The following is a 26,126-nucleotide window of genomic DNA, read 5'->3' as shown; positions in this document are numbered from 1 at the left end:
CTAGCAACTCGTAAACTCGACGAGCTTAAGCCAAGCTCACTCCAATTTACCCCGATTCGCTTTTCTCTTAGCATCCCTCTAAAATACATCCACTTTTACCGTCGCGACTTTAAAACGCCATCTAGTTGTTATGTCAAAGCCATTACATTCCGATTTATCCAGCCAGCCCTATGTCGGCCGCTTTGCGCCTTCGCCTTCGGGTGCCTTGCACTTTGGCTCGCTTATCGCCGCCCTTGGCAGCTATCTGCGCGCCCGCTCGCTACAGGGTAAATGGCTAATTCGCATCGAAGATATAGACCCACCGCGGGAAGTCAAAGGTGCCGCCGATGATATCTTACGCACCTTAGAAGCCTATGGATTTGAGTGGGATGATGTGCCTCTGTATCAAAGCCAGCGCACAGCGGCTTATCAAGCGCAAATTGACTCGCTACTCGCCCAAGATAAAGCCTATTTCTGCCAATGTAGTCGCAAGCAAATTCAAACCATGGGCGGCGTCTACGATGGCCGCTGCCACCGATTGCCACAAACCCAGTCTGCAAATCTTGTTAGGTCGGGTGCGGTGCGAATCGTCAACACGGCGCAAGTGCAAGAATTTGATGACAATCTAATGGGCCATATTTGCGTTGATAGCCATTTTGCCGCAGAGGATTTCATCATCAAACGCAGCGATGGCCTGTACGCCTATCAATTGGCCGTGGTGCTCGACGATGCCTATCAAGGCATCACTGAAGTGGTTCGAGGCTGCGATTTAATCGAAGCCAGTTGTCGCCAACTGAGTTTGTATCAAAGCTTTGGTTTAGCCGCACCGCAATGGTTGCACTTGCCACTCGCCTGCTTAAGTAAAGGCTTTAAGCTCTCAAAACAAAATCATGCACAGGCAATTGATACACTTAATCCACAGGCGAGCCTCAATGCGGCACTGACATTTTTAGGCCAACCCCCCGTCGAAACCCGCGGCTCTGTGGCGCAAATGCTCGCTCAAGCCGTGGATCAGTTTCAATTATCCACTATACCGCAACAATCTGAGATACTGATCGAGCCCTGATATACTCATTAGGCCGCATTTGGTATATGATAGCCGCCAGATTTTTAATCAAATAACAGATCATATTTCGAGGTGTCCCATTTTTCGCCGTATCAGCCAATTCTGCAAACAGCTATTTGAAGACGCGCCTAAAACGACCGCTCCGACTCCAGCTCAGATTGAACCAACAACACCTGAACAAAGTTCCGGTGCTTTGAGTTTAGAGTTAGTACCAAGAGATGCCCATACCATCTCGCGCAAACAAATCAGCGAGAATGCCCTTAAGGTATTATACAGACTGAATAAATCTGGCTTTAAAGCCTATTTAGTCGGCGGCGGTGTACGCGATTTACTCTTAGGGATTGAACCGAAAGATTTCGACATAGTGACCAATGCAACACCGGAAGAAATCAAAAAATTATTCCGTAATTGCCGTGTTGTCGGTCGCCGTTTCCGCTTAGCGCACATTGTTTTCGGCCGCGATGTGATTGAAGTCGCCACCTTCCGTGGTCACCATGGCGAAAGCAATGAGAAAGTCTCGAAAGCCAATGCCGAAGGGCGTTTGCTGCGCGATAACGTCTATGGCGAAATCGATGAAGATGCCGAGCGCCGCGACTTTACCGTCAATGCCCTCTATTACGATATCAGCGATTACTCGATTCGCAGCTACGGCGGCGGTATGGCCGATCTCAAAGCTGGCACGCTGAGATTAATCGGCGATCCAGAAACCCGTTACCGTGAAGATCCGGTACGTATGTTAAGGGCGGTGCGTTTCGCCACTAAGCTCAACATGGGTATCGAAACAGTCACAGCAGCGCCGATTAAACAATTAGCGCCACTGCTCAAAGATATTCCGGCAGCGCGTATGTACGAAGAAGTGTTGAAACTCTTCTTTGCAGGCAAAGCCTTAGCCAACTTCGAATTAATGCAAGAATACAAGCTATTCGCGCCGCTGTTTCCGCAAGTGGCCGCTCTGCTAAAAGATGATCCTAAAGGTACGACCATGAAAATGGTGCAAGCCATCATGAAGAGCACAGATCAAAGAGTTAACGAAGATAAGCCGGTCACACCTTCATTCTTCTATGCTGCGCTTCTCTGGTATCCACTACGTCAGCGCGCCGAAGATATTGCCGTTGAAAGTGGTCTGACGTTATATGATGCCTTCTTTGCCGCCATGGGCGATGTGATGGAGCAGCAATGCCAAACCATTAGCATTCCGCGCCGTTTTAGTACGCCGGCAAAAGACATTTGGCAATTGCAGTTACGCTTCGATCGTAGCCAAGGCACCCGCGCCTTTAAACTGATGGAACACCCTAAGTTTAGAGCCGCATATGATTTGCTCTTGCTCAGGGGCGAAGTCGAAGCGGGTAATGTCGCTAAAAGTGCCGCTTGGTGGCAACAATTTGTCGAAGCCGATGAAACAGAACGTTTAGCCATAGCGCGTAGCGGCAGTAAATCGCCAAACCGCAACCGTAATGCCACCCAACGTCGTCGCCGTCCTCGTGCACCAAATGCCGATGGTTCAGCGCCGACGAGCGCACCTAAAGCGAGTGGCACACCTAAAGTTAAAACGGCTGAATAATGCCCCGCGTCTACGTCGCATTAGGCGCAAATCTTGAAGATCCCAAGGCTCAATTGGACAATGCCGTGACGGCATTGTCCGCCTTAGACAATAGGCTCGTCGTTTCTCCCTATTACCATTCGACGCCCATGGGCGATGTCGTGCAACCCGATTATATTAATGCGGTGGCGAGTTTCGATACTGATCTTGCGCCATTAGCTTTACTCGATGCACTGCAGCATATTGAAAACACCCAAGGTCGAGTCCGCCTAGAGCGTTGGGGGCCTAGAACCTTAGATCTCGATTTACTCTTGTATGGTAATGAGAACATTGATATTCCTAGACTCAAAGTGCCCCACTACGGCATGAAAACGCGCAGCTTTGTGCTCGTGCCTTTAGCCGCAATTGCACCGGATCTGATTCTGCCTTGCAACACTGCCATCGACAGTCTTATCGATACAAAAATGTTGGCCGAGTTACAACAACTGGGCATTGATCATTGAAGTCCGTCCTCAGTTAGCTTATAACACCACTTCTATTTGGTTTGAAGATCATCCATATGTCTAAAATTACTAGCTCAACCCTGTTGAAATACAAACAGGAAGGTAGAAAATTCACGGCACTGACAGCCTATGATGCCAGTTTTGCCAGCGCGTTCGATAGCGAAGGTGTCGATGTGCTGCTGGTCGGCGATTCTTTGGGAATGGTTCTCCAAGGCCATGACGATACCCTGCCCGTCACTACTGCAGAAATCGCTTACCATACTCGCTGTGTTCGTCGCGGTATTGAACGTGCCCTGCTGATCGCCGATATGCCCTTTATGAGTTACGCCACGCCAGAACAAGCCATGGTCAACGCCACTGAGTTAATGCAAGCTGGCGCGAACATGGTCAAAGTCGAAGGCGGCCACTGGTTACTCGAAACCGTCACTAAGCTCACCGAACGCGGTATTCCTGTATGTGCCCACTTAGGCTTAACGCCTCAGTCGGTTCATGTGTTTGGTGGTTTTAAAGTGCAAGGCCGCGATGCCGAAAATGCCCAGCGCATCCTCGACGAAGCTAAGGCTTTAGAAGCCGCGGGGGCTCAACTACTCGTAGTGGAATGTATCCCTGCGCCTCTCGCTGCGGCGATCACTCAAGCCTTAACGATTCCAGTCATTGGAATTGGCGCAGGCGCATCGACCGACGGCCAAATATTGGTGATGCATGATGTGTTAGGTATTTCAAGTGGTTACATTCCTCGTTTCTCGAAAAACTACCTAAAACAAACCGGTGAAATTCGTTCTGCGGTACGTGCTTATATCGACGAAGTTGCCCAAGGAACTTTTCCTGGCGAAGAACACACTTTTAACAAATAACAGATTTATGCAAGGTAAGGCTCAATGATCACTAGCGCCCATATTGATGATATTCGCACTCAAGTGCGTGCATGGCGTGCCAAGGGCGAGACTGTCGCCTTTGTGCCGACCATGGGCAATCTCCATCGGGGACACATCACCTTAGTGAAAGAAGCGGCTAAACGTTGTGATCATGTGGTGGTATCGATTTTCGTCAATCCAATGCAGTTTGGCCAGAACGAAGATCTCGATGCCTACCCACGCACACTCGCCGCCGACAGTGAAGCCCTCACCGCCGCTGGCGCTGAGTTGCTGTTTACCCCAACACCAGCCGTGATGTATCCCAAGGGCTTAGCGCAACAAACCTATGTTGAAGTGCCAGGTATTTCAGATCTGCTCTGCGGCGCTAGCCGTCCGGGGCATTTTCGTGGCGTTGCGACAATCGTCTGTAAACTATTCAACATAGTACAGCCCGATGTGGCACTCTTTGGCAATAAAGACTATCAACAGCTATTAGTCATTGAAACTATGGTTGAAGACTTGTCATTACCGATTGAGATTATCGGTGTTGATACCATACGTGAGGACTCAGGTTTAGCCATGAGTTCGCGCAATGGTTATCTCACCGCCGCAGAAAAAGCCGCGGCACCAGCGTTAAAACAGGCAATAGATGCTATGGCTGCAGGGATCAAACAAGGTCAGAGTGTTGATGCTGTCACCGAGCAAGCGAAAATCAGTTTAGTGGCGGCGGGCTTTACGCCGGATTATCTGGAAATTCGTCATGCCCACACGCTTGAGAAAGCGCAGAGCCAAGACCAAACCTTAGTCATTTTGGCCGCCGCCTATATAGGTAAAGCGCGACTTATCGACAACTTAAGGTTCGATCGCTAATCTCTTAAGCGTTATCAATAAATAAAAAGGAGCAGTCGCTCCTTTTTATTTACCTAATGACCGACCAGAAGCTATTTTCTTCTTTAGAATCAATCCAAGCGCCAAAAATTTGAAGCGTCAAAAAACTGGTTTTATCCCTAAATTTACGCCATAGTATGATGCAGATGTTAATTTAAGGTAAATGATTAGCGGCAGACATTGACGAGTGAATTTGACCTTATAATGATGCATGGCTAATCCTTTAATTTATTGGGCTTAACAGCCGGTTAAGCCTAATAAAAAACGGTTATAAAGGCATAATAATGTAAACGTCACAATCATTATTTATCATGCTTAATCAAACAATTAAATCATAATAGCTATGCAAGTGTACAAAGGATTTGTGGCCTCATGGCAAGACTGATACTCACCCTAATTTGTGTTATTTTGCCCACTGCAATACAGGCAAATACCATTTATAAATGCCGTAAAGATGACAAAATTGTCTTTAGCCAAACCGCTTGTCCGCAGGAATTTAGCCAACATAAAATCGAATACCAGTTAGGGATAACGACTGAAGTAGACTCTGATAAAAGAGACATTCCTGTCGATCCCTTACACACTCTACTGAATAGCCGAACCATTTCTAAAGAAAAATTATTGCAGTTACTCGACGGCGAGATATATCGTCTTAAGCAGGAAAATAGCTATTTTGAAATCCTGCGCGCCAGTGAATTGCAGAAATTAGAACGTAAGCGTTATTGGCAAAATAAAGAGAAAACCGATCCTGAATACATTAACGAAATGGACGATATCAATTCTCGCTTCAATGCGTTAACTGTGAGTAATAACAGCGCGATGCAACAACTGCAAGACCGTAAAAGCCAAATCAGTACAGAAGCATTCCATGAAGAGTTAAAAGAACCAGAAAAGCACTGATCTCGCATAAAACAGTAGTATTAATCTTTTCTCTACCCCATTAAGGAATTTAATCATAATAATGGTTAATTTTCCGCTCACAGTAATGTCCCTTTATTTAACCTAGGATTCATTACCGCAAAGACAAGAAGCCTGTTGTTGCACACTGGGTAAATGACATAGGTTGCTACAGTTAATTAAACCCCACAGCAGTTTCTCGCTGGCACAAACGCGTGCTTTTTTATCAAGAAAATGCAAACGCGATAGTCGATGTATTTCCCTTCACTTGTTATTGCATTGTTTAAAAATCAAATACTCTCTTCACAACAAATACGACTTAACTACTAGGACAACTAGGCTAGACCCCTTAAATAAAAACACGTCAATAAACATATAAAATCTATTTAATCAATACGATATTAATACAGCCATCATTTACCTTCCGTTAATCCTTTCTAGAATAAATACCCGTTTGGCCAATTGCGACATATTAACGGGACTCGTATCTTCAGGTCTGAATTTGGGATGCAAGTTGCTTTAAGCAGCCCAAGATATTTGATGCAAGGAGTCACCCGTGCCAAATACCTCTATACGCTTTTTGGTGCCGCTGATCTTGCTCTGTAGTTGTATGACTTCAGCACAAGAGCTGAATGTCAACGAGTTACCCGTAACCCTTCAGGCATTACTGGAACGTTCCGGTCGCGATAACCTTATCGAGCTGGTTCAACAAGGCACTGCCAACCAAGGATTACTGTTCCAGTCAGGCAGCGATAACAAGGCCGATGTAACACAAGTGGGCAATGATAACGATGCGCTAATCACACAGATTGGTTCAAACAATGAAGTCCAACTACTGCAAGTCGGCAGTCAAAATACGGCTTCAGTGACACAAATTGGCAATGACAATCTCGTGCAACTGAACCAACTAGGAAGCGGCAACTTTTCGATTCAACAGATTGCGGACGGTGCTGCAATCTCAATAACTCAATATTAAACAGGGAGCGTCACATGAAATCACAAGCTAAAAAATCACTTATTGCTTTGGCCATTGCAACAGGTTTAAGCGGTCAAGCTTTTGCTGCCAGTACAGTGAGCGAAATTAGCGTAGTACAGTCAGGCCAAGCCCAAGACACTTTAGTCTCACAAACGGGTGGCCTTAACGCTGCTGCGGTTGTGCAAACAGGTACAGCTCAAACCGCAACTGTCATCCAAGACGGTGTGTGGCATGAAGCGGCTATTAATTCAACGGGTGATGATAACAAGGTCCAAATAACGCAACAAGTTGACTGGCATGTGGCAAGTGCAAATGTTGTAGGTGACAACAACAATGTAAATGTGTCGCAAAATGGTTTCTTTAACCAAAGCAGTAGCGATGTTACTGGCAACGATAACACGGTATTCGTTAACCAATTAGGCGAAGTCAACGAAAGCCAAGTTGAAATCACTGGCGCTGAAAACAGCGTGTTTGTTGAGCAAGAAGGCGACGCAAACTTTGCAGTTTTTCGCGTTGAAGGCAGCAACAACGACGGTAAAATCACACAAATCGGTGACAACAACCAAGCAGGTTTAATCGCTCTCGACTTAACCGCTAACGTGGGTAACAACAACGACGTTTCTGTTAATCAAGCGGGTAACAATAACTTTGGCGCAGCGAAAGGTATTGCAGGTAATGACAACACAGTAGACATGGTCCAAAAAGGTGATAACCATGTTGGCTTCGTTTACGCACTGGCCGGCAGCGATAACGATATTTCAATGGATCAAAAAGGTAACGGCAACACGGCTTATCTTGCGATGACTACGGGTGATGACAACAGTGTCGATATTACTCAAAATGGCAGCGGCAACACTATCGGTGATACTTTAGTGGCCGATATCCAAGGTGATGATAACGATATTACTATCACTCAAAAAGGCGATGTCAACGGTGCGGAGTTCCAAGTATGGGGCGATAGCAACGACGTTGACTTGAAACAAAAAGGCGATGCGAACTTCGCGACCTTTGGTGCATACGGTGCAGATAATGACTTCGATTTATCTTCTAAAGGCGATAACAACGAAATCATTGCCTTCGCTGATGGTGAAGATAACAGCATTGAAGTCAGCCAAGAAGGCGATGAGAACTTTGCTTATGTAGATGCCGTGGGTAGCGATAACGAAGTTGATGTTGAGCAAGATGGCGCTGAGAACGAAACATTGATTTCTGTTACTGGCAACAACAATGCCGATGTCAGCGCACTTCAAAGTGGCGATCTTAACGTTATTGACCTGATTATTGAAGGTGATGAAAACACCGCGCAAATTACTCAATCAGGTAAAGGTAACTGGGTAGGCGGCGATAGCGACACTTCATTTGCTTCAAATTCATTTGGCGTTAGCGGTGACAATAACAGCCTGTCAATCACTCAAACGGGTAATGACAACTTAGTGTTAGGTTCTCAAGCAGGCACTAACAACAGCATCAACGTGAACCAATCAGGCAATATGAACGTTGCCACTGTAGTGCAATACTAATCAATACTGTTAAACCACCACAGCTAAACTCTTTGGTGGTTTATAAAATGGGTGTTAAACAAAAAGCGGGAATGTTTAAATAAACATTCCCGCTTTTCTATGTTGATATGCCAGCAATCATTAACCACTCACAGCGAAAAGCTAACGACCAATATCTTTAACTGACTAACTGCACAGCTCAAAGTGAGTTTGATAGGTTTGCGCCCAACGTAAAAGCTCAACCCGATTACGAGACTGGGTCTTGCGGAAAATAGAAGAAATATGCGCCTTCACTGTATGTTCGCTGATACATAACCTATGAGCGATTTCTTTATTCCTCGCACCACTCGATACGAATTGAATGATAGTGCGTTCACGGGATGTCAGCATCTGCAGCATAGCCACAGTATCAGAGGGCATTTCATTATTACCTTCTAACTTTTGTACGACACGGCGGAACATTTTGCTTAGCAAAGTTCTATCGTACCAAAGTTCCTCTGCCACCATTTTACGTAAACCCGTTAACATCAGATCCATACGTTGATCGGCAAATAAAATACCTCGAATGCCGAGTAACATTGCAGATTCTTGGTCTAAGGAGTCTCGCTCAACTTGATACAGCGCCACAGGAAAATGTGACACTAATCGCGAAGCTAACAGAGGTATCCCTTTGTTATCTAATGCTGAACCTTTTTGGGTGATCAGATAAAAACTACGGCGACTCTTGTCTAAATCCAGTTCAGCCGCATGCTTTACTATTCGCGTTTTCAAACCTATGGATTCAGCGAGTAACGCTAAATGACATGGCGCGGCCATTTGGTGTAAAAAAACCAATTCATTAATTGTGCTCAATGACTCTCCTCCCTGAAAAGTATTCTCTATTGCAAAATGGTATGTTTGACTCGTCTTTTTAGTTAGATTTTTCAACATTCCATTAACCTAGTTAATTCTGACTAGTTAACGATTGAAAAACATCACCCAAATGTACTATTCCCTGTTTAATGCTAGTAGGTTCGACTAACTCACCACAATAAAATGGAATAACAGTCAAAAATACCGTTTTACTTGGCCAACGCCCAGCACCTAATACTTTCCAACTATGACGTTATCAATCCAAAGTTGCAACACAAAGAAAACACAATAACAACACTAAAGTATGACAACTCAATGTCATCACACTCACACCATATATTTCAGGGAAGAAAGTCTTACAACTCAAACAGAGAGCATCACCCACTTTTAGCCGCTAAATCCTCTGCTTGAGTCTCGCGATTTGTTTATCTTGAAAACGAGACAGTAAAGCTAACGCGACAATTGCGCCAATGAGGGCAAGAAACATGTCGGATTGGGTATCCCATACATAGCCTTGAGTCCCTAAAAAGGCTTCAGCCCCTTCGCCGGTTGCCACGGCAACCCACCATTCGATCAGTTCATAAAACGCCGAAAATGCGAGCACAAAACAAGTAGCAAGAAACGCGCACCAAGCCCCAGGTTTGACAGCTTGATTACGCAACATAATTTCACGGGCGAGCATGGCTGGGATAAAACCTTGCGCAAAATGACCCACTTTATCGTAATTATTACGTTCTGAACCCATCCAATCCGCAATCGTGTCGAATAACGGCACTTCAGCGTAAGTATAATGAGCACCTACAAACAACACACAGCAGTGTATTAAGACGAGAAAATACACTAGAGGTGTTAGTGGAAAACGTTTGCGAGTAAAGAATAAAATCGGTACAGCAATCAATGCAGGTAAGGCTTCGAGCCACCATGTGAAAGGATCTGCGGGTTTTATCGCCGACCACACCAAAACTGAGAGGTAAATACCGCACCATGCGATTTTGTTATTCAATGTTTCTTCCTCTTATGCGATATTGTTCTAAATTTAGAATATTAACTTTAGCCATCTAGCCCTCCACACTGAGCAAAAAAAGTGCTATTTTGGTGGGTGAAGGTTGTGAGCATATCATAAGAAACATTTCTATTAATTAGAGGGTACCCATATCATGGCGAAACATTCGCTGGACAAGGATAAGATCAAGATCCTGCTGTTGGAAGGCGTCCACCAATCTGCGGTCGATGTATTTGAACGTGCGGGATACACCAATATCGAATACCACAAAGCTTCCTTAAGCGATGAAGCCTTACTTGAGTCCATTAAAGATGCGCATTTTGTGGGACTTCGTTCGCGTACCCAATTAACTGCAGAGGTGCTGAAACGTGCCGAGAAGTTAATCGCGATAGGATGTTTCTGTATTGGAACCAACCAAGTTGACCTTGCCACCGCCGAATCCCTTGGTATCCCAGTATTTAACGCTCCCTTCTCAAACACTCGCAGTGTTGCAGAACTCGTGATTGGCGAAATCATTATGTTGATGCGGGGTATCCCTGAACGCAACGCTATCGCTCACCGTGGCGGCTGGATGAAAACCGCAGCGGGCAGCTATGAAGTGCGTGGTAAAACCTTAGGTGTAATTGGTTACGGCCATATTGGTACTCAACTTGGCATTCTGGCGGAAACCTTAGGTATGCGCGTCGTGTTCTTCGATATCGAAGACAAACTGCCACTAGGTAACGCACAACAAGTCCATTCGTTGGAACTCCTATTAGCACAAGCTGATGTAGTAAGCTTACATGTCCCTGAAACTCCACAAACAAAAGACATGATAGGCGCTGCCGAGTTTGCAGCAATGAAAAAGGGCAGCATCTTTATCAACGCATCACGCGGTACTGTAGTCGATATTGAAGCTTTAACCGTTGCGTTAAAAGAACGTCACCTCGCAGGTGCAGCAATCGATGTATTCCCCGTTGAACCACAATCGAATGACGATGAATTTATCAGTCCTCTACGCGGTTTAGACAATGTTCTACTCACGCCGCATGTGGGCGGTAGCACGGCCGAAGCCCAAGAAAACATTGGTATCGAAGTCGCGGGTAAGCTCGCTAAATACTCAGACAACGGCTCAACCGTTTCTGCGGTTAACTTCCCTGAAGTGTCATTACCAACGCATAAAGGCACCTCGCGCTTGCTGCATATTCACCAAAACCGTCCGGGCGTGTTGATCAAGATCAACCAAGCCTTCTCGGAAAAAGGCATCAACATCGCCGCCCAATATTTGCAGACCACCGCAGAAATTGGTTATGTCGTGATGGAAGTAGACACAACTCAAGCGGAAGAAGCCTTAGTTGAACTCAAAGCCATTGAAGGTACATTGCGTACTCGCGTGCTGTTTTAAACTTTAAACTCCACTCGCTTTAAGCCTATCGACTAAAGCACACATATTAAGGCGCACAGATCATTCACAGATATGTGCGCCTTATGCTTTTGAGCCAACTGGAATTCCGTTACAATCTAGCCTCTCACATCGTCTTCATTTTCAGGATCTCGCTATGACTATTTCAGTTTCTACGCCCCATTGGGATCTGGACGCTACCTTGCCTCCACTTATGCTTGCCAACTTATCTCATTTGGGCCTCATCAAAGTCGTTGGAGAACAAGGCCGCAGTTTTATCCATGGCCAAGTGACCACAGACATCAGCTCATTGGCCACAGATCAATGGCGCTGGGGCGCGCATTGCGATCCTAAAGGTAAAATGCTGGCCAGTTTCAGAACCTTTGCCATTCAAGATGCACTCTTTATGTTGATGCCAAAGGATGCCATCGAAGTCGATTTACCCCAGTTACAAAAATATGCCGTTTTTAGTAAAGCCACCCTAAGCAATGCATCCGCTGAGTGGACTCTGCTCGGGGTTGCCGGTGAACAGGCAAGCCAATTCGTGAACAAACATTTTGGTGACATTCAGCAAGAGCTCACACTCATTGAAAATGGTGCGATTTTAAAAGACGCTGAACGTTTTATTTTAGTATTAACACCAGATGCTGCGGCAGCTTTAGTTGCGCAATCGGAACTGAGTGTATTTGACGCCAGTGCATGGCAAGCGTTAGAGATTGCAGCAGGTTACCCCAACCTTGCCGCCAGCCATGCCAGCCAGTACGTACCGCAGATGTGTAATCTACAAGCGGTTAACGGTATCAGCTTCAACAAGGGCTGCTACATGGGACAAGAAACCATAGCGCGAATGAAATATCGCGGTGGTAATAAACGCGCCCTGTATATTTTGCACGGCCACACTAGTCTTCAAATCACCCTAGCATCAGGCCTTGAAATCGCGATGGAAGACAGTTTTCGCCGTGGCGGTCAAATCATTGAGTTTGTACAGCGCGGCAACCAAGTCTTGTTAACCGCCGTACTTCCTAATGACACGGCTAATGATACTCAGCTACGTTTTGCCGACGATGAACAATCACATTTAACGATCCAAGCCCTGCCCTACTCATTAGATGAAGCGTAATGCTTTGATTTAATATGATTAGTATAAAATATTGAAGCAGAATAAAGGCGCCAATGGCGCCTTTACCTTAGTCAATGCACTTCGAGCATCAATTTTCTAAATAAGTATCTCGAATGGCAATTGCTTCTGGCAGGATTTGCTTGAACTCCTCCACCAGCTTAGGATCGAAATGTTTTCCCGCTTGATTTTCAAATAACTCCATAGTTGCTTCAATCGTCCAAGCCTGCTTGTAAGGCCGTTGCGAAGTCAGCGCATCGAACACATCCGCAATCGCGGTGATACGCCCTTCAAGGGGGATTTCTTCGCCTACCAAGCCATTAGGGTAACCTGAACCATCCCACTTCTCATGGTGAGTTAAGGCGATACGACGGGCCATTTGCAATAACGGATCGCTATGTTCACCAATAATTTCTGCACCTATGGCGGCGTGCTGCTGCATAATTTCCCATTCCTGCGCATCAAGTTTCCCAGGCTTTTTCAGCACAGCATCGGGCGTACCGATTTTACCAATATCGTGCATAGGCGCCGCGTTAAAAATCAAGTCACAAAAGGTTGTCGGTAAGCCGAGCTTTATCGCTAATATGCGGGCGTAATGGCTCATACGCACAACATGTAGACCCGTCTCGTTGTCCTTGTATTCAGCGGCACGGCCAAGACGACGGATAATCTCGAAACGGGTTTCTTCTAATTCGTGAGTACGAACTTTAACTTGTTGTTCGAGTAGACGTTTTTGATCATAAAGCGCAAGATGTGTTTTAACCCGCGCTTTAACGACAGGCGCGCTGACAGGCTTAGTAATGTAATCCACCGCACCCAATGCAAAACCTTGGGCTTCATCAGCAATTTCAGATAAGGCGGTCACGAAGATCACCGGAATATGGCTGGTCAGCGGCTCTTGCTTTAGCACCTTGCAGACTTCATAGCCATTCATACCTGGCATCATGACATCGAGCAGAATCAAGTCAGGCCGCGATTTTGTCACTAACGCTAACGCCCTCGGGCCATCGATCGCCACTTTGACTTTGTAATCATCACCTAAAATACCAATCAAAATATCGATATTCTCAGGTGTATCATCGACGACTAATATTGTTGCTTTTTCCATTAACAACTCCACTCAATGTCACGCATTATAAATTCGCGCTACCGCTTTCTATCCTAACTGTGTAATCACATCGTCAATTAAGTCGATTGCCTCATCAAACTGATACTGGTTAATCATAGATAAAGCGGGGCTTAATGTTTGCCACATCGCACTACTCACCTTCGGCTTTAAGGCATCAATTTTTACCACTGCGCTGGCATCGGCATCATCTAGATTCTGCCGCAAGGCCTGTAATGCCGCCCTTAAATCTTCAGCAGATAATAAATCAACGGCTTGAGGTTCGGCTTGATTTACCGCTGCTGGTTTGTCGTGTTCAATCGCATCGCAGATAGAGGCCACTAGCGGTTGAATTTGAACCAATTCATCTTCATAAGGCGCTTTCTCTGTTAAATGCAACTCAAGCAAACGCGCTAATTCCACCAATTTTGCCGAACTTAAATTACCCGCTAAGCCTTTAAGGGTGTGGGCGATACGCACCGCATCTTCGACTTGATTCGCCGCGATGGCTTTGCGAACCTGCTCCACCACATTACGTTGACTGCTCACGAAACGATCAAAGATTCGTTGATAAAGACGCGTCGAATGCTGCACCAGTTGCAAACCTCTATCGATATCCAGCTCAGGGTGTTCTGGCCATTTGAGCAATACCGTTTGATCAGCGCCATTGCTGACTTCACCCTGTGCGCTGGACGAAGTTAACCGAGTTGAGGCTTCCGCCCTTATCGCAGCAGAAATTCCAGAAGAAGATCCGAGGTATTTCAATAGGGTTTGATAGAGCACATTCACTTCTATGGGCTTGGCAATATGGTCATTCATCCCAGCCCGAAGACACATATCTCTATCACCAGCCATCGCATTCGCAGTCATAGCGACGACAGGTAAATTTGCCAACTCAGGCCTTTTCCTTATCGCTTTAGTGGCTTGATAACCATCCATCACCGGCATTTGGCAGTCCATTAACACTAGATCGAAATGCTGTTGGGATAGCTTATCTAAGGCGATTTGGCCATTGGTCGCTATGGATAAAATAATCCCCACTTGCTCTAAAAACTCGCTGGCGACTTCGAGATTCATCTCGTTATCTTCCACTAATAAGATACGCTTCCCTTGAAGTGGTAATAATAACTGCGGCGCCAGGTCTTCGGTACGGCGTCTGACTGGCAATATGCCTTCACGGCCAATCGCATTCATTATGCCATCGAGCATGCGTGAGGCGCTGATGGGTTTACTGATGTACCCCGCCAGTGCTAATTGCTCAATTTGAGTGATAAATTCATGATTCGCATGGGCGGATACCATCAAGATCTTAGGCTGAGACTTAGCCTGTAGTTGGATCTGACGGGCGGTTTCTAACCCGTCCATACTGGGCATTTTCCAATCGATTAATGCCACTTCATAGGTCTGCAGTAAACAGCGGCTTATTGCTTCTTCACCTGAACGAACCGTATCGACTCTAAAGCCCATACTTTCGAGCGTTGTACGCATTATGTCCCTAGCGGTCGCGTTATCATCTACCACCAGCACAGACATGCCCTCAAGCTCTTGCTCAAGCACTAATTTTTGGCCCTCGGAAATTTGTAACTTCACAGTGAAATAGAAGGTGCTGCCATGACCAAATTGACTTTCGACACCAATATTGCCCCCCATGAGTTCAACGAGTTGCTTACAAATAGCCAAACCTAAGCCTGTACCACCGTATTTACGGGTGGTTGAAGTATCCGCTTGGGTAAAGGATTTAAATAATTTTGCTTGCTGCTGCTCAGTTAAGCCTATGCCGCTGTCACGCACACTAAAACGCAGCACGACATCATCATCTTGCTGTTCAACAAGATTTAACGACAGTAATACTTCACCCCGCTCGGTGAACTTAATGGCGTTATTCATCAAGTTAATCAACACTTGACCTAAGCGTAGCGAATCACCATATAAATAACGCGGCACGTTAGGGGCGACTGCAAATAACAATTCAATCTGCTTGTGGGCGGCTTTCTCAGAGAACATATCGCTGAGATCTTCTAGCATAGTATCGAGCTGAAATGGCACTGAATCTATGTCGAGCTTACCCGCTTCGATCTTAGAGAAATCCAGAATGTCATTGATAATAGACAGTAAAGACTGCGATGCCCGCTCAATCTTCTCCACATAGTTTTTCTGTTTTTTATCTAATTCGGTCTGTAAGCACAGCTGGGACATGCCGATAATGGCATTCATTGGGGTGCGTATTTCGTGGGACATATTCGCCAAGAAGTCACCCTTGGCTTTACTGGCGGCATCGGCTTGCTCTTTGGCAAGTAACAGTTCATCGGAAAGCAATTTAAGCTCTGTCATATCGACCATGCTGATCACAGCCGATTCAAATTGTCCTTGGGCATCTAACAATGCCGACACATTGACCGTCATCCATAAAGGCGCACCGGAAGGACGAATAAAACTTCTCTCGCCACGATAATGGTCAATTTTGCCACCGACCAATTCCTTAAATTGCGCCTTGGCGATATGCTTATCTTGTGCGCTAAGGACCTCAAAAATTGCGGTATTGCGTAAACTCTCCCGAGACCGCGCCATATCAGCACAGAATTGGTCATTACAATCTAAGATAACGCCTTTAACATCCACATTGACGATACCAATGGTCGCACCATCGAACAGTGCCTTAAAGTGCGCTTCACTGAGGGCTAACTCTTGTTCTATGCTCTTGCGTTGGGTGATGTCCATTACATACCCATTCCAAGTAATGGCGCCATCCTCTTCAACATGGCCGCTCGCACCCGCCTCCATCCAACGTATGCTGCCATTGGGATGGCGATAACGAAACTCGCGGATCCATTGAAACCTATCTTCACTCTTACCCGAAAGTGCCCGCACGACGTCCGGCCTTTCTTCATCAAAAATTCGCTCCGCTATGATGTCAAAATTACTAATAAGATCATCACGATGTAGCCCCAGCATTTTCATTGCCGCACCAGAGAGAAAGGTAAATCTGCGATCAGTAGGCGAGTGCCACAACAATTGGTACACGGTACAAGGAATAGACTCTGTAATATTGGTCAATTGCAGGCGCGAAGCCTCTAGCTGTCCTATAGCAAGCTTACTCTCTGTGATGTCATCAATACTGCCGTCGAACCAAAGTGGAACGCCCTCTTCGGTATAACTTGCCTTACCTTTCTCATGCACCCAGCGCACACTGCCATCGCGATGGCGGATACGATATTCCACTTCAAAGGTTTCTTGCTGCGCGAGTGCTCTATCAATATGCAAATGACATGTAGGCCGATCCTCTTCTAAAATCAGCGAAGCAAAAGTACGTTGGCGATTTTCAATAAACTGACTCGCTGCATAACCCGTAATCTCAGCAATATTGTCACTGATATATTCCATGAACCATACATCCCCGATACGAGTCCGATAAACGGCGCCGGGAATATTAGTCACTAAGCCACGAAAACGCTGTTCGCTATCACGGATCTTCTGCTCAACGGCCAATTTTTGTGTCATATCGCGTATTGAAGCCGCCACTTGCCTTTGTCCATCAAAGGCAGAGGGAAGAATACTCAGCGCTATTTCCGCAATAAATTCATTACCATCAGCTTTTAACGCCCGTACATGACGGGCATTTGCCATGCCTCTATCGCGGCCTTCGCGCAGGAATGTTTGCCGCTCAAGTACATGCCCGTTTCCTAACTCTTGCGGCAATAACGCCTCAACCTGCAAACCCAGCATAGCGCCCGTTTCGTATCCAAAGAGCTGCTGACAGCGACTGTTAGTAAAGACGATTTTCCCAAGTTCGTCGACAATGAGCATGGCCTCGGGAGCGGCTTCTAGTACGGCATTTGACCAAACTGCTGCTGAAAACTGCTCAGTAACATCGGTAAATAACATCTCCACCGACATTAACTCACCCGTATCTGATAATAACGGCTGCATAAATACATCGAGCCTTCTTAAATGCCCTTTTTCATCCAGCATTTCCACTTGATGCGAAGGGACATTTTGGCCCTTTAAGGCCAAATCGGTATATTCCCAGTTTTTCTCATTAAGGGGATTAGCCGAGAAGAGCCTTTGATATTTGCGCTTGAGCAAATCAGGTGAGATCCCCAACACCTTAGTTACCCCCTCACTGACTTGGGCGAGTTGACCATTAGGTTCTAGGGAACAATAGAAAGATTTATCGCTCATACCATCAATTAGGCGCGCAAAGCGGTTGCCACGGGAATCAAGAATGGCTTGTTCACGTTCTGCGAGTAATTCCGCCATTTGATTGAAGGTAGTACTCAGCGTCACTATTTCACTCACGGCACCTTTAGGTACAATGAGCTGCTGAGTTTTACCCTGTCCAAAGGACAAGATACCCGACTCGAGTAGCTCTAACGGCCGAGTTAATCGTTTCGCCGCCAGATAACAAGTCAGCAATAATAAGAGGGTTAATAAACTTAAATTGAGGATAATAGATGCTAGATCATCAAGTAGGGAGTTGAATAAATCTTGTTCTGGCGCGAATACAATCACACGCCACTTTAATTGAGGGACAGTCGCAATACTCGCAAGATAAACAACATCTTGGTTATCGACAAACCTTGCTTGACCATCAAGCCTTTTATCCTGTAGCGTCCAAAAATCGGCATTTTTATCTTTATTCTTATCGAGCCACTGGGCTGAAGTCGTTGCCAGTACTTTTTCTTTATCTATATGATAAATCAGCCGCCCTTGATCGTCTAAAACCACCAGACGATTTGGTGCAATCCCCAATTGTTTTGGCAATCCATCTAAAGCTAAATCAACCGTGGCGACCCCAAAATAATTGTCTACCTCACCAAAAGGAGCCGAATAGGTCAACATCAGAATATTTCCCGCCCCCTCATCAAAGTATGCCTTTGACCAATAACCGTTCGCTTGATTGATAGCCTTGCTCCACCAATCCCAAGTGCCATCGGTATAGTCGTAGCCTTCAGCGCCAATATCGAGATAATGGAGATCGTCGCTGCCACTGGTGTCGCGGTAAACATAGGGAGAAAAGAGCTTGCGATTAGGAAAGGTGTTCGGTTTAAATGCGACTGCGGAGCCAAAAAAATCAGGATTACGTTTGACTCGATTCATCAAGACACTTTTAACACTCTCAGTGTCATTCATGTCTTCTTTACTTGACAAAAAACCAATAAAATCAGCAAGACCTTGGGTTTTGGCCTGCGCATGCTCGAGCAGAAACTGCAGACGAGAAGCCGAATGACTCGCCTCTTGTGTCAGGCTATGGTAAAGCCGATTCTCTGAGGAGATATAACTAAACCAAGCGTTTACACCATAGACACTCGCCATAATTAAAATGAGAGGCAAGGCTATGTGGGATAAAATCCTACTGCGAAAAGTACGAAGTTTACTTTTTTCCATGGTGTCGCCCTAAAGCCCCCGATTTTATAAGCACTGCATTTAAAAATAGCACTTATAAAGTAAACGAAGAATTTAGTGGCGACAATGTCAAAGTTAAAATAATGTGAAGTAATTTATTGTTTTAACAATACTAATAAGCCGTCTCTAAGAAGCCGTCTCTAAGGTTTGATTAGGTAAGATACGAGCAAAATAACTTTGGGTTTCGGCGATAATGATATGCCTCAAGCCCACAATGGCGATCAAGTTAGGGATAGCCATCAAACCATTAACCGTATCGGCCAACAACCAAATCACATCCAGTTTGATAAAAGCACCACCGGCAATCAGCACCAAAAACACCACTTGATACATGCGTAGCCCGCGCTCACCGACTAAGTAATACCAACAGCGTTCACCATAATAATGCCAGCCCAAAATCGTGGTAAACGCAAAACACACTAGCGCAATCGTCACCAAATACTGACCCACAAGCGCTGAGCCTCCCAGAGCAAAAGCAGCACTCGTCATCGCGGCACCCGCAGTCTCACCACTCCATACCCCAGTGATGATCAGCACTAACCCCGTCATAGTGCAAATGATAATGGTATCGAAGAAAGTACCCGTCATGCTGACGAGACCTTGCTCAACGGGTTCATTGGTCTTAGCGGCAGCGGCGGCAATGGGTGCACTGCCTAATCCAGATTCGTTCGAGAACACACCTCGGGCAATACCGATTTGAATCGCCTGCGCGACTGTCGCCCCTAAAAATCCCCCCGCAGCTGAGAGTGGCGTAAAGGCAGATTCAATCACTAAAGCTAAGGCGGGTAAAATCTGCTCGGAGAAACCGACTAAGATCCACACGCAGGCCAACACATAACCAATCGACATCGCAGGCACAAGTTTTTGCGCCACATTTGAAATACGCTTAACCCCACCCAAGGTAACTGCGGCCACTAAAAATGTCAGTACGGCCGCGGTTAACCAAGTCGGCACCTCAAAGGCGATCGTCAGCGCATCGCTAATGGCATTGACCTGTGCAAAAGTACCAATACCGAAAAAGGCCACACCAACCCCAAAGAGAGCGAACAATTTCGCCATCCAAGGTAGACCAAGGCCGCGCTCGATATAATACATAGGGCCACCCGCAATCTGCCCACGAGCATCGGTGGTACGGTACTTTACCGCCAACATACATTCAGCATATTTAGTCGCCATGCCGAAAAATGCCGCCAACCACATCCAAAATAACGCCCCTGGCCCGCCCATTTTTATTGCCGTCGCCACGCCGACAATATTACCGGTACCGATAGTGGCGGACAGCGCCGTACAAAGCGCTGCAAAGGAAGATAAATCCCCATGACCTTTGGCGGGTTTAAACAACAATCCCATCGCCATCGGCAGACGAAATACTTGGATAAGCTTGAGACGCACAGTGAGGTAAACCCCTGTACCCACCAGCAAACAAAGGGTAATTGGGCCCCAGACGATGCCATTAATACTGGCAAGTAAAGCTTGAAAACTCATGATATTCCTCGAATATTAAACAACAAAATTAATAAACGGAGGAGGAAAAGAAATGGCTGTGACGCGCCGCAGTCGGACGCTATAGCGAACTATTTTGACCTAATCTCGGCCGAGAATCGCCTAAGCCGAACGCTAAAAGCGTAGCAAGCGAGAGCTCTACACGAGTGCTTTCAATAAGAGCAAAAGTGCTCCATCTCAAGCAAAAGAGTAAAAATAGCCCACGACGACAAACGACAGGGACTGTGCAGTCATCCTCTCCTCTGTCCTTTTGCCTGAGCGTTTCGCGTCGCAGGTTATACAATAACACCACGACACTTTCGCCTTCGGCGCCACCTGATTGCACAATGAGTGCAACTGGTAGTCTCTCCAGAGGCTCGTCCAGTAACAGTCCACGCCTATCGGCACCTGAAAGAGTGCTTTGTTTTTTATAAGAAGACTCGCTTCTGTAAAACCAAAGTTGCCTCGTCGGTGTGGGGTCAATTCCCCACTCTCCTGCTACCTTCATCCGAACGGATTGCTAGATTGAGATTTACTCCCAAGCTAACAGGACGCACAGAATGCAACAAACACGGCGTCAGCTCAAGCCGTTTGCTCACAGTTCGTCGAGGATTTAATTCAATTGACTATTTTTACGGCAAGTGACGATTTATGTTTTGTGATCCCGTTTATGATCCCATTACAGGAAAAATCAGTATCTATCTGAATAGAAAATGCTTTATCTTGAACACGGGATTGCAATGCTAAATTGCAGCCAAGATATGCTGCAGCCACAGTTGAAAACACTACTGACTACACCCGCCGCCAATGGATATAAAGGAGTTGCTCAATGGCCGACGTCGCTAAGCTTAACCAAGTCACCAAAGGCTTTCGCGATGGTGAGCAATATCATCAAGTACTGCAAGCGGTTAATCTACAGATCCACAGAGGTGAAACCGTGGCGCTTACAGGTCCCAGCGGCAGCGGCAAAAGCACCTTACTCAACCTGATCGCCGGCTTTGAAACGCCAGACTCGGGTGAAATCTTGCTAGAACAAGCGTCCACCTCAACTTGGCAAGACAAAGATTGGAGCCGTTTCAGACGTAATTCCTTAGGTGTCGTGTTTCAGCAATTTAACTTACTCACGCCACTCAACGTGAAAGACAATATCGCCTTCTCCTTAAGTTTAACCGCGCAGCCATGGTCGCCTTGGTGTGACTATCTGGTTGAAAAACTTGGGCTGATGCCACTACTTCATCGGCAAGTTGAAGCACTTTCAGGCGGTCAACAACAGCGTGTCGCCATCGCCCGCGCCTTAGCCCATAAACCGACCTTGCTACTGGCCGACGAACCTACGGGTAACTTAGATGATGTGTCAGGCAAACAAGTGATGGCACTACTGTGTGAACTGGCACGGGAAAGCCAAACTAGTATCTTGATGGTCACCCACAGCGAAGAATGCGCCGCCTTCATGCAAAAACGTTGGCATTTATCCCAAGGTGCAGTCGCTATCTATGAACAATAAACTGCTCACTAAGGCGACGCCCTCGGGGCTTAGGCTGACGTGGCTCAGCCTAAAGGTTTTTATCGCCCATTATCGCCATGCGCCCATACAAGCAGGTGCCATTCTGCTCGGTATCGCCTTAGCTGTGACTCTGCTCATTGGAGTCAAGGCAACCAACGACAATGCCGTGCGCAGCTATAGCGAGGCGACTGAGCTTTTGAGCCAACGCGCCGATGTGCTACTCACGCCGCCCCTTGGACAAAACACTTTAGATGAATCTGTCTATTTCGCCTTGAGACGAGCCGGATTAAGTCAGAGTCTCGCCGTCGTAAGTGGCAAAATCTCCAGTAAAAACGGTCAGTTCTGGCAACTGGAAGGCAGCGATTTGATCGCTGCATTAACACTACAAAAATCGAGAAGTAACGCCTCGACCGACACACAATCAGCCACCTCGCCACAGATGAATGACTTACCGCTTGCCGATCTCCTCAGCGGCGCAGCCACAGTAATCATGAGCCGCAGCCTAGCTGCCAAAGTGGCACCCGACGGTAAACTTGTTTTAGAAAATAGCACCTTAGATGTCATTGCAATTGATGACAGTTTTGGTCTCGGCAGCGCCATCTTGGCCGATATGTCCCTCGCCCAGCGATTACTAAACATGCAAGGCAGATTGAGCTATATCGCTATGTTCAGTGAGCGAGAAAACCTACCTAAACTAAAATCCCAACTCGACGCTTTAGGGATTACGCCGCAAAAGGCCAGTTTTAGCCAGCAAGATCAAGGCCAAGCGCTGATAGCGCTGACCCGCAGTTTTCACCTTAATCTTAATGCCATGAGCATGTTAGCCTTCGTTGTCGGCCTCTTTATCGCCTATAACGGTGTGCGCTACAGCCTAATGAAACGGCAAAAACTATTAGTGCAATTATTACAACAGGGAATCGAGCGCCGCGCCTTGATGACGGCGCTGATGTTCGAATTAATTTTGTTAGTTGTCATAGGTTCAAGTTTGGGCTTTATCAGTGGTTTGCAACTCAGCCACTGGCTGCAACCTATGGTCGCCATGACCTTAGAGCAAATGTATGGCGCCCACTTGCTCCCCGGTATTTGGCAATGGACTTGGCTTTTTGAGGCAATTGCCCTCACCTTAATTGCCGCGCTCGGGGCTTGCTTGCCCTTGTATTTAGATCTTACGCGCCAAGCATTGGCACAAGGGGCGAATCGTTATCAGCAAATGCAGGCACACCGCAAAACCCATAGCATTCAATTTGCCTTAGCCTGTGGCTTATTGACCTTAGCGGCATTGCTGTTTCCCTTCAGCCAAAGCTATAACATCAGCTTAGTGTTACTCGGTATCGTCGCTATCGCTATTCCCTTATTGTTGCCGCAATTATTGCATTGGGGCGTCAGTGCGTTAATGCCCTTGGCACGTCCCGGATTATGGCAATATCTGCTCGCCGAAACCCGTGAGCTTATTGCACCTCTTTCCCTTGCTATGATGGCGATCTTACTGGCGCTCAGTGCCAATGTGTCGATGAACACCCTCGTTGGAAGCTTCGAGCAAACCCTGCGAACTTGGCTAGAAACTCGCCTGCATGCCGATCTCTATATCCGCCCACCGAGCCAGCGTATCGACACGATTCAAACCCAATTGATGCACGATCCTAGAGTCAGCGGTCTTTATCAGCAGTGGCAAATTGAAGCCCAGCTTTCACTCCCAGTATCGACGGATAATTCGAGCGAGTTGACGATTCCAATTAGCCTACTTAGCCGTGATGAATATTCGATTCGCCACACCAGTGCACTAAAAGAAAGCCTGCCGACTCTGTGGCAATCCTACTTTAATGCCCCCGTTGTATTGGTGAGCGAACCTCTAGCCATCAAATACCAATTACAGCTTGGTGATACTGTGTCATTGGATGTGCTTGAGAAAACAGGTAACAGCAAAGCCATTATTGGCGGCATTTATTATGACCACGGCAATACCCGAAACGAGGTCATTATCAGCCAGCCACTTTGGCAACGGGCCCAGTTACCTGTACTGCCGGTGAGTTTAGCGGCAAGTTTTCGCGGTAAAGAGCAAGGCAGTAGGATAAGTGAAGCAGAACTGGATCAACTACAAGTCCAACTGGCGACTGAGCTAGGTTTATCCCAAGCGCAAATCTACAGCCAAACTAAGATTAAAACCCAAGCTATCGCTATGTTTAAACGCACTTTTTCCATTACCTTAGTGCTGAATAGTTTGACGCTGATTGTCGCCGCGATTGGTCTCTTTAGTGCCTGCTTAATGTTGACTCAGGCAAGGCAAGCGCCACTGGCACGGCTGTATTCCCTCGGCGTCAGTCGTAATGCACTGCGCGGCATGGTGTTTATGCAGATGTTGATTGTGGTGCTGATCACTTGCCTGCTCGCTATGCCAACGGGCGCGCTGTTAGGTTACCTGCTTATTAATAAGATCACCTTGCAAGCCTTTGGCTGGACGATAAAAATGATTTGGGATTGGCAAGCTTACGGCCATGCAATACTGATTGCCTTAACCACCTGCACCTTAGCCGTACTCTTACCGCTGTATTGGCAAACCCGCAAGCCACTGGTCGCTAGTCTGCAGCAGGAGACCCTGTGATGAAAACACTCAGTATTGTATGGGCAGTGGTTGGGTTAATGCTGATCGGCGGCTGCGATAAAACGCCATCGACGCAAAACACTCAGTCCAAATCCATGGCCAATGTGGTGGGGAAAACCTCTACTAATCAAGATGATTTAGCTTTTACGCCTGTTGTTCCCGGCTATAGATTTGAATTTCCGCGGGATCACTTGGCGCACAATGGCTTTCGTCAGGAATGGTGGTATCTGACCGCGAATTTAACCACAGAAACAGGTGAGCAACTCGGCGTCCAGTGGACGCAGTTTAGAGTCGCCCTGAAACCCACAACTCTGCAAACAATCGCTCTACAAACAACAGTTCCGCAAGTAACAGATGCAACGCCCAAAAGTGAATCCACTTGGGAGACTCAGCAGCTTTACTTGGCCCACAGCGCATTAACCTCGAGTCAAACTCATCTGGCTCACGAAAAGTGGTCACGCCGTCATAGCGAGTTTGCCGAGGTAAAATTAGATCCTTATCAAATCCGCCTCGATAACTGGCACTGGCAGAGCGAAACCAATGCACTCTTTCCCGCGACCTTAACGGTGGAGAATTCTGATTTTAGCTATCGACTTCAGCTTAATAGCCAAGCGCCACTGCAATACCAAGGCGTTAACGGCTATAGCCTTAAAAGCCGCGACGGCCAAGTAGCCTCTTACTATTACAGCCAACCCTTTATTGAAATTTCAGGTGAAATCAACCGCAATGGCAAAGTGGAGCAAGTCACAGGCCAAGGTTGGCTCGACAGGGAATGGAGCTCGCAATTTCTCACTAAAACGCAACAGGGCTGGGATTGGTTCGCGCTCAGGTTAAACGATGGCTCGACGCTGATGTTGTTTCAGTTACGGGATCAGTCTCCGGCAGAGTCCGCAAAGAATGCACCTATCTCAGCATTTTATAGCGCCAGAAGAATGTTTGCCGATGGCACAGGTCGCAACATCAATTCCACTAACAATCCCAATGACATTCAGATGACGCCTCTTAAATGGCAACACACAGTCAATGGCGACTATCCCGTTAGCTGGCAAGTAAAAATCCCCAGCGAAAATATCGATCTCACTATCATCCCGCTCAATACCAATAGCGCTATGCCATTATCAACGCCCTACTGGGAAGGCCCAGTGCATCTCTCTGGCAGCCATACAGGTACGGGTTATATGGAGCTAACGGGCTATTAACGTCTTATATATACTAAACAATGTGAATATAACTAGGGTCTGTTGATCTTTCGAGAGTGATTTTTAGACAGCATGGCAAGACGTTATAATTTGCTTCGCCAAAAGTAACCATAACCTCAAGCCATGCCAAGACTTATGCTAACCGATGAACGCTGGGAAAAGCTATTTCATTTAATGAAAAGCACAGGCCGTGTTTATGACAAACCTGAACATAGACAAACATTCGAAGGTATTCTTTACCGCCTTAGAACAGGTATCCCTTGGCGAGATTTACCTAAA

19 protein-coding genes and 1 riboswitch are annotated in these 26,126 nt (G+C 46.5%); of the genes, 14 read left to right on the top strand and 5 right to left on the bottom strand.

Features of this window, described 5'->3' with window-relative positions:
* Positions 1–130: 130 nt before the first annotated feature.
* From gluQRS to L5L77_RS17295, 8 genes are all read left to right on the top strand, one after another.
* Positions 131–1,045: a tRNA glutamyl-Q(34) synthetase GluQRS gene (gene gluQRS, locus L5L77_RS17330; RefSeq protein ID WP_263186479.1), complete on the top strand. Its 915-nt coding sequence runs from the start codon at positions 131–133 to the stop codon at positions 1,043–1,045.
* 19 nt (positions 1,046–1,064) lie between these two features.
* The gene (locus L5L77_RS17325; RefSeq protein WP_173497280.1) at positions 1,065–2,606 is read left to right on the top strand and encodes a polynucleotide adenylyltransferase PcnB; all 1,542 of its coding nucleotides are present in this window, start codon (positions 1,065–1,067) and stop codon (positions 2,604–2,606) included.
* Positions 2,606–3,088, top strand: a complete 483-nt coding sequence (gene folK / locus L5L77_RS17320; protein WP_263145355.1) for a 2-amino-4-hydroxy-6-hydroxymethyldihydropteridine diphosphokinase — start codon at positions 2,606–2,608, stop codon at positions 3,086–3,088. The genes L5L77_RS17325 and folK overlap by 1 nt, the downstream gene beginning before the upstream one ends.
* 56 nt (positions 3,089–3,144) lie before the next feature.
* A complete protein-coding gene (gene panB / locus L5L77_RS17315) occupies positions 3,145–3,942 on the top strand; it encodes a 3-methyl-2-oxobutanoate hydroxymethyltransferase (protein ID WP_028761774.1) in 798 nt (265 codons plus the stop codon).
* Positions 3,943–3,966: 24 nt separating this feature from the next.
* Positions 3,967–4,812: a pantoate--beta-alanine ligase gene (panC, locus tag L5L77_RS17310; protein WP_173246722.1), complete on the top strand. Its 846-nt coding sequence runs from the start codon at positions 3,967–3,969 to the stop codon at positions 4,810–4,812.
* A 390-nt stretch (positions 4,813–5,202) separates the two neighbouring features.
* Positions 5,203–5,730: a DUF4124 domain-containing protein gene (locus L5L77_RS17305; protein ID WP_263145357.1), complete on the top strand. Its 528-nt coding sequence runs from the start codon at positions 5,203–5,205 to the stop codon at positions 5,728–5,730.
* A gap of 553 nt (positions 5,731–6,283) precedes the next feature.
* Entirely contained in the window at positions 6,284–6,703 is a 420-nt protein-coding gene (locus L5L77_RS17300) for a curlin (RefSeq protein ID WP_105251518.1), read from the top strand.
* A 14-nt stretch (positions 6,704–6,717) separates the two neighbouring features.
* Positions 6,718–8,223: a curlin gene (locus L5L77_RS17295; RefSeq protein ID WP_263145361.1), complete on the top strand. Its 1,506-nt coding sequence runs from the start codon at positions 6,718–6,720 to the stop codon at positions 8,221–8,223.
* A gap of 165 nt (positions 8,224–8,388) precedes the next feature.
* Here L5L77_RS17295 and L5L77_RS17290 read toward each other — a convergent pair whose 3' ends face one another.
* Together L5L77_RS17290 and L5L77_RS17285 are read right to left on the bottom strand one after the other, a co-directional pair.
* Positions 8,389–9,054, bottom strand: coding sequence for a helix-turn-helix transcriptional regulator (locus tag L5L77_RS17290; protein WP_014611267.1), 666 nt, complete (start codon positions 9,052–9,054; stop codon positions 8,389–8,391).
* A gap of 394 nt (positions 9,055–9,448) precedes the next feature.
* The gene (locus L5L77_RS17285) at positions 9,449–10,057 is read right to left on the bottom strand and encodes a DUF2238 domain-containing protein (protein ID WP_105251516.1); all 609 of its coding nucleotides are present in this window, start codon (positions 10,055–10,057) and stop codon (positions 9,449–9,451) included.
* 154 nt (positions 10,058–10,211) lie between these two features.
* Here L5L77_RS17285 and serA point away from each other — a divergent pair, with 154 nt between their 5' ends.
* On the top strand, positions 10,212–11,441 hold the full coding sequence (serA, locus tag L5L77_RS17280; RefSeq protein ID WP_105251515.1) for a phosphoglycerate dehydrogenase: 1,230 nt from the start codon (positions 10,212–10,214) through the stop codon (positions 11,439–11,441).
* Between the two features lie 154 nt (positions 11,442–11,595).
* Positions 11,596–12,558: a tRNA-modifying protein YgfZ gene (gene ygfZ, locus L5L77_RS17275; RefSeq protein WP_263145364.1), complete on the top strand. Its 963-nt coding sequence runs from the start codon at positions 11,596–11,598 to the stop codon at positions 12,556–12,558.
* Positions 12,559–12,646: 88 nt separating this feature from the next.
* On the opposite strand, the gene L5L77_RS17270 is transcribed toward ygfZ, so the two are convergent.
* The 3 genes from L5L77_RS17270 to L5L77_RS17260 all read right to left on the bottom strand — a co-directional run bounded on the left by L5L77_RS17270 (position 12,647) and on the right by L5L77_RS17260 (position 20,548).
* Positions 12,647–13,663, bottom strand: a complete 1,017-nt coding sequence (locus L5L77_RS17270) for a two-component system response regulator (protein WP_263143070.1) — start codon at positions 13,661–13,663, stop codon at positions 12,647–12,649.
* 48 nt (positions 13,664–13,711) lie between these two features.
* Positions 13,712–19,045 (bottom strand): PAS domain S-box protein, encoded by a 5,334-nt coding sequence (locus tag L5L77_RS17265; protein ID WP_263223274.1) that lies wholly within the window; start codon positions 19,043–19,045, stop codon positions 13,712–13,714.
* Between the two features lie 144 nt (positions 19,046–19,189).
* Entirely contained in the window at positions 19,190–20,548 is a 1,359-nt protein-coding gene (locus tag L5L77_RS17260; RefSeq protein WP_263204465.1) for an alanine/glycine:cation symporter family protein, read from the bottom strand.
* Positions 20,549–20,798: 250 nt separating this feature from the next.
* A riboswitch (glycine riboswitch) is annotated at positions 20,799–20,928 on the bottom strand.
* Positions 20,929–21,374: 446 nt separating this feature from the next.
* Here L5L77_RS17260 and L5L77_RS17255 point away from each other — a divergent pair.
* From L5L77_RS17255 to L5L77_RS17240, 4 genes are all read left to right on the top strand, one after another.
* On the top strand, positions 21,375–22,049 hold the full coding sequence (locus L5L77_RS17255) for an ABC transporter ATP-binding protein (protein WP_173246740.1): 675 nt from the start codon (positions 21,375–21,377) through the stop codon (positions 22,047–22,049).
* Positions 22,039–24,648 (top strand): ABC transporter permease, encoded by a 2,610-nt coding sequence (locus tag L5L77_RS17250; RefSeq protein WP_263186482.1) that lies wholly within the window; start codon positions 22,039–22,041, stop codon positions 24,646–24,648. The genes L5L77_RS17255 and L5L77_RS17250 overlap by 11 nt, the downstream gene beginning before the upstream one ends.
* Positions 24,648–25,847 (top strand): lipocalin-like domain-containing protein, encoded by a 1,200-nt coding sequence (locus tag L5L77_RS17245; RefSeq protein WP_263223273.1) that lies wholly within the window; start codon positions 24,648–24,650, stop codon positions 25,845–25,847. The genes L5L77_RS17250 and L5L77_RS17245 overlap by 1 nt, the downstream gene beginning before the upstream one ends.
* Before the next feature lie 123 nt (positions 25,848–25,970).
* Positions 25,971–26,126, top strand: a 156-nt coding sequence (locus L5L77_RS17240) for a transposase (protein WP_263185135.1), incomplete at its 3' end; no start/stop codon positions are given.

This window comes from Shewanella sp. SM29 (genome assembly GCF_025654245.1).
Classification (GTDB): domain Bacteria; phylum Pseudomonadota; class Gammaproteobacteria; order Enterobacterales; family Shewanellaceae; genus Shewanella; species Shewanella oncorhynchi.
This window is presented reverse-complemented; position numbering and strand designations above follow the sequence as displayed.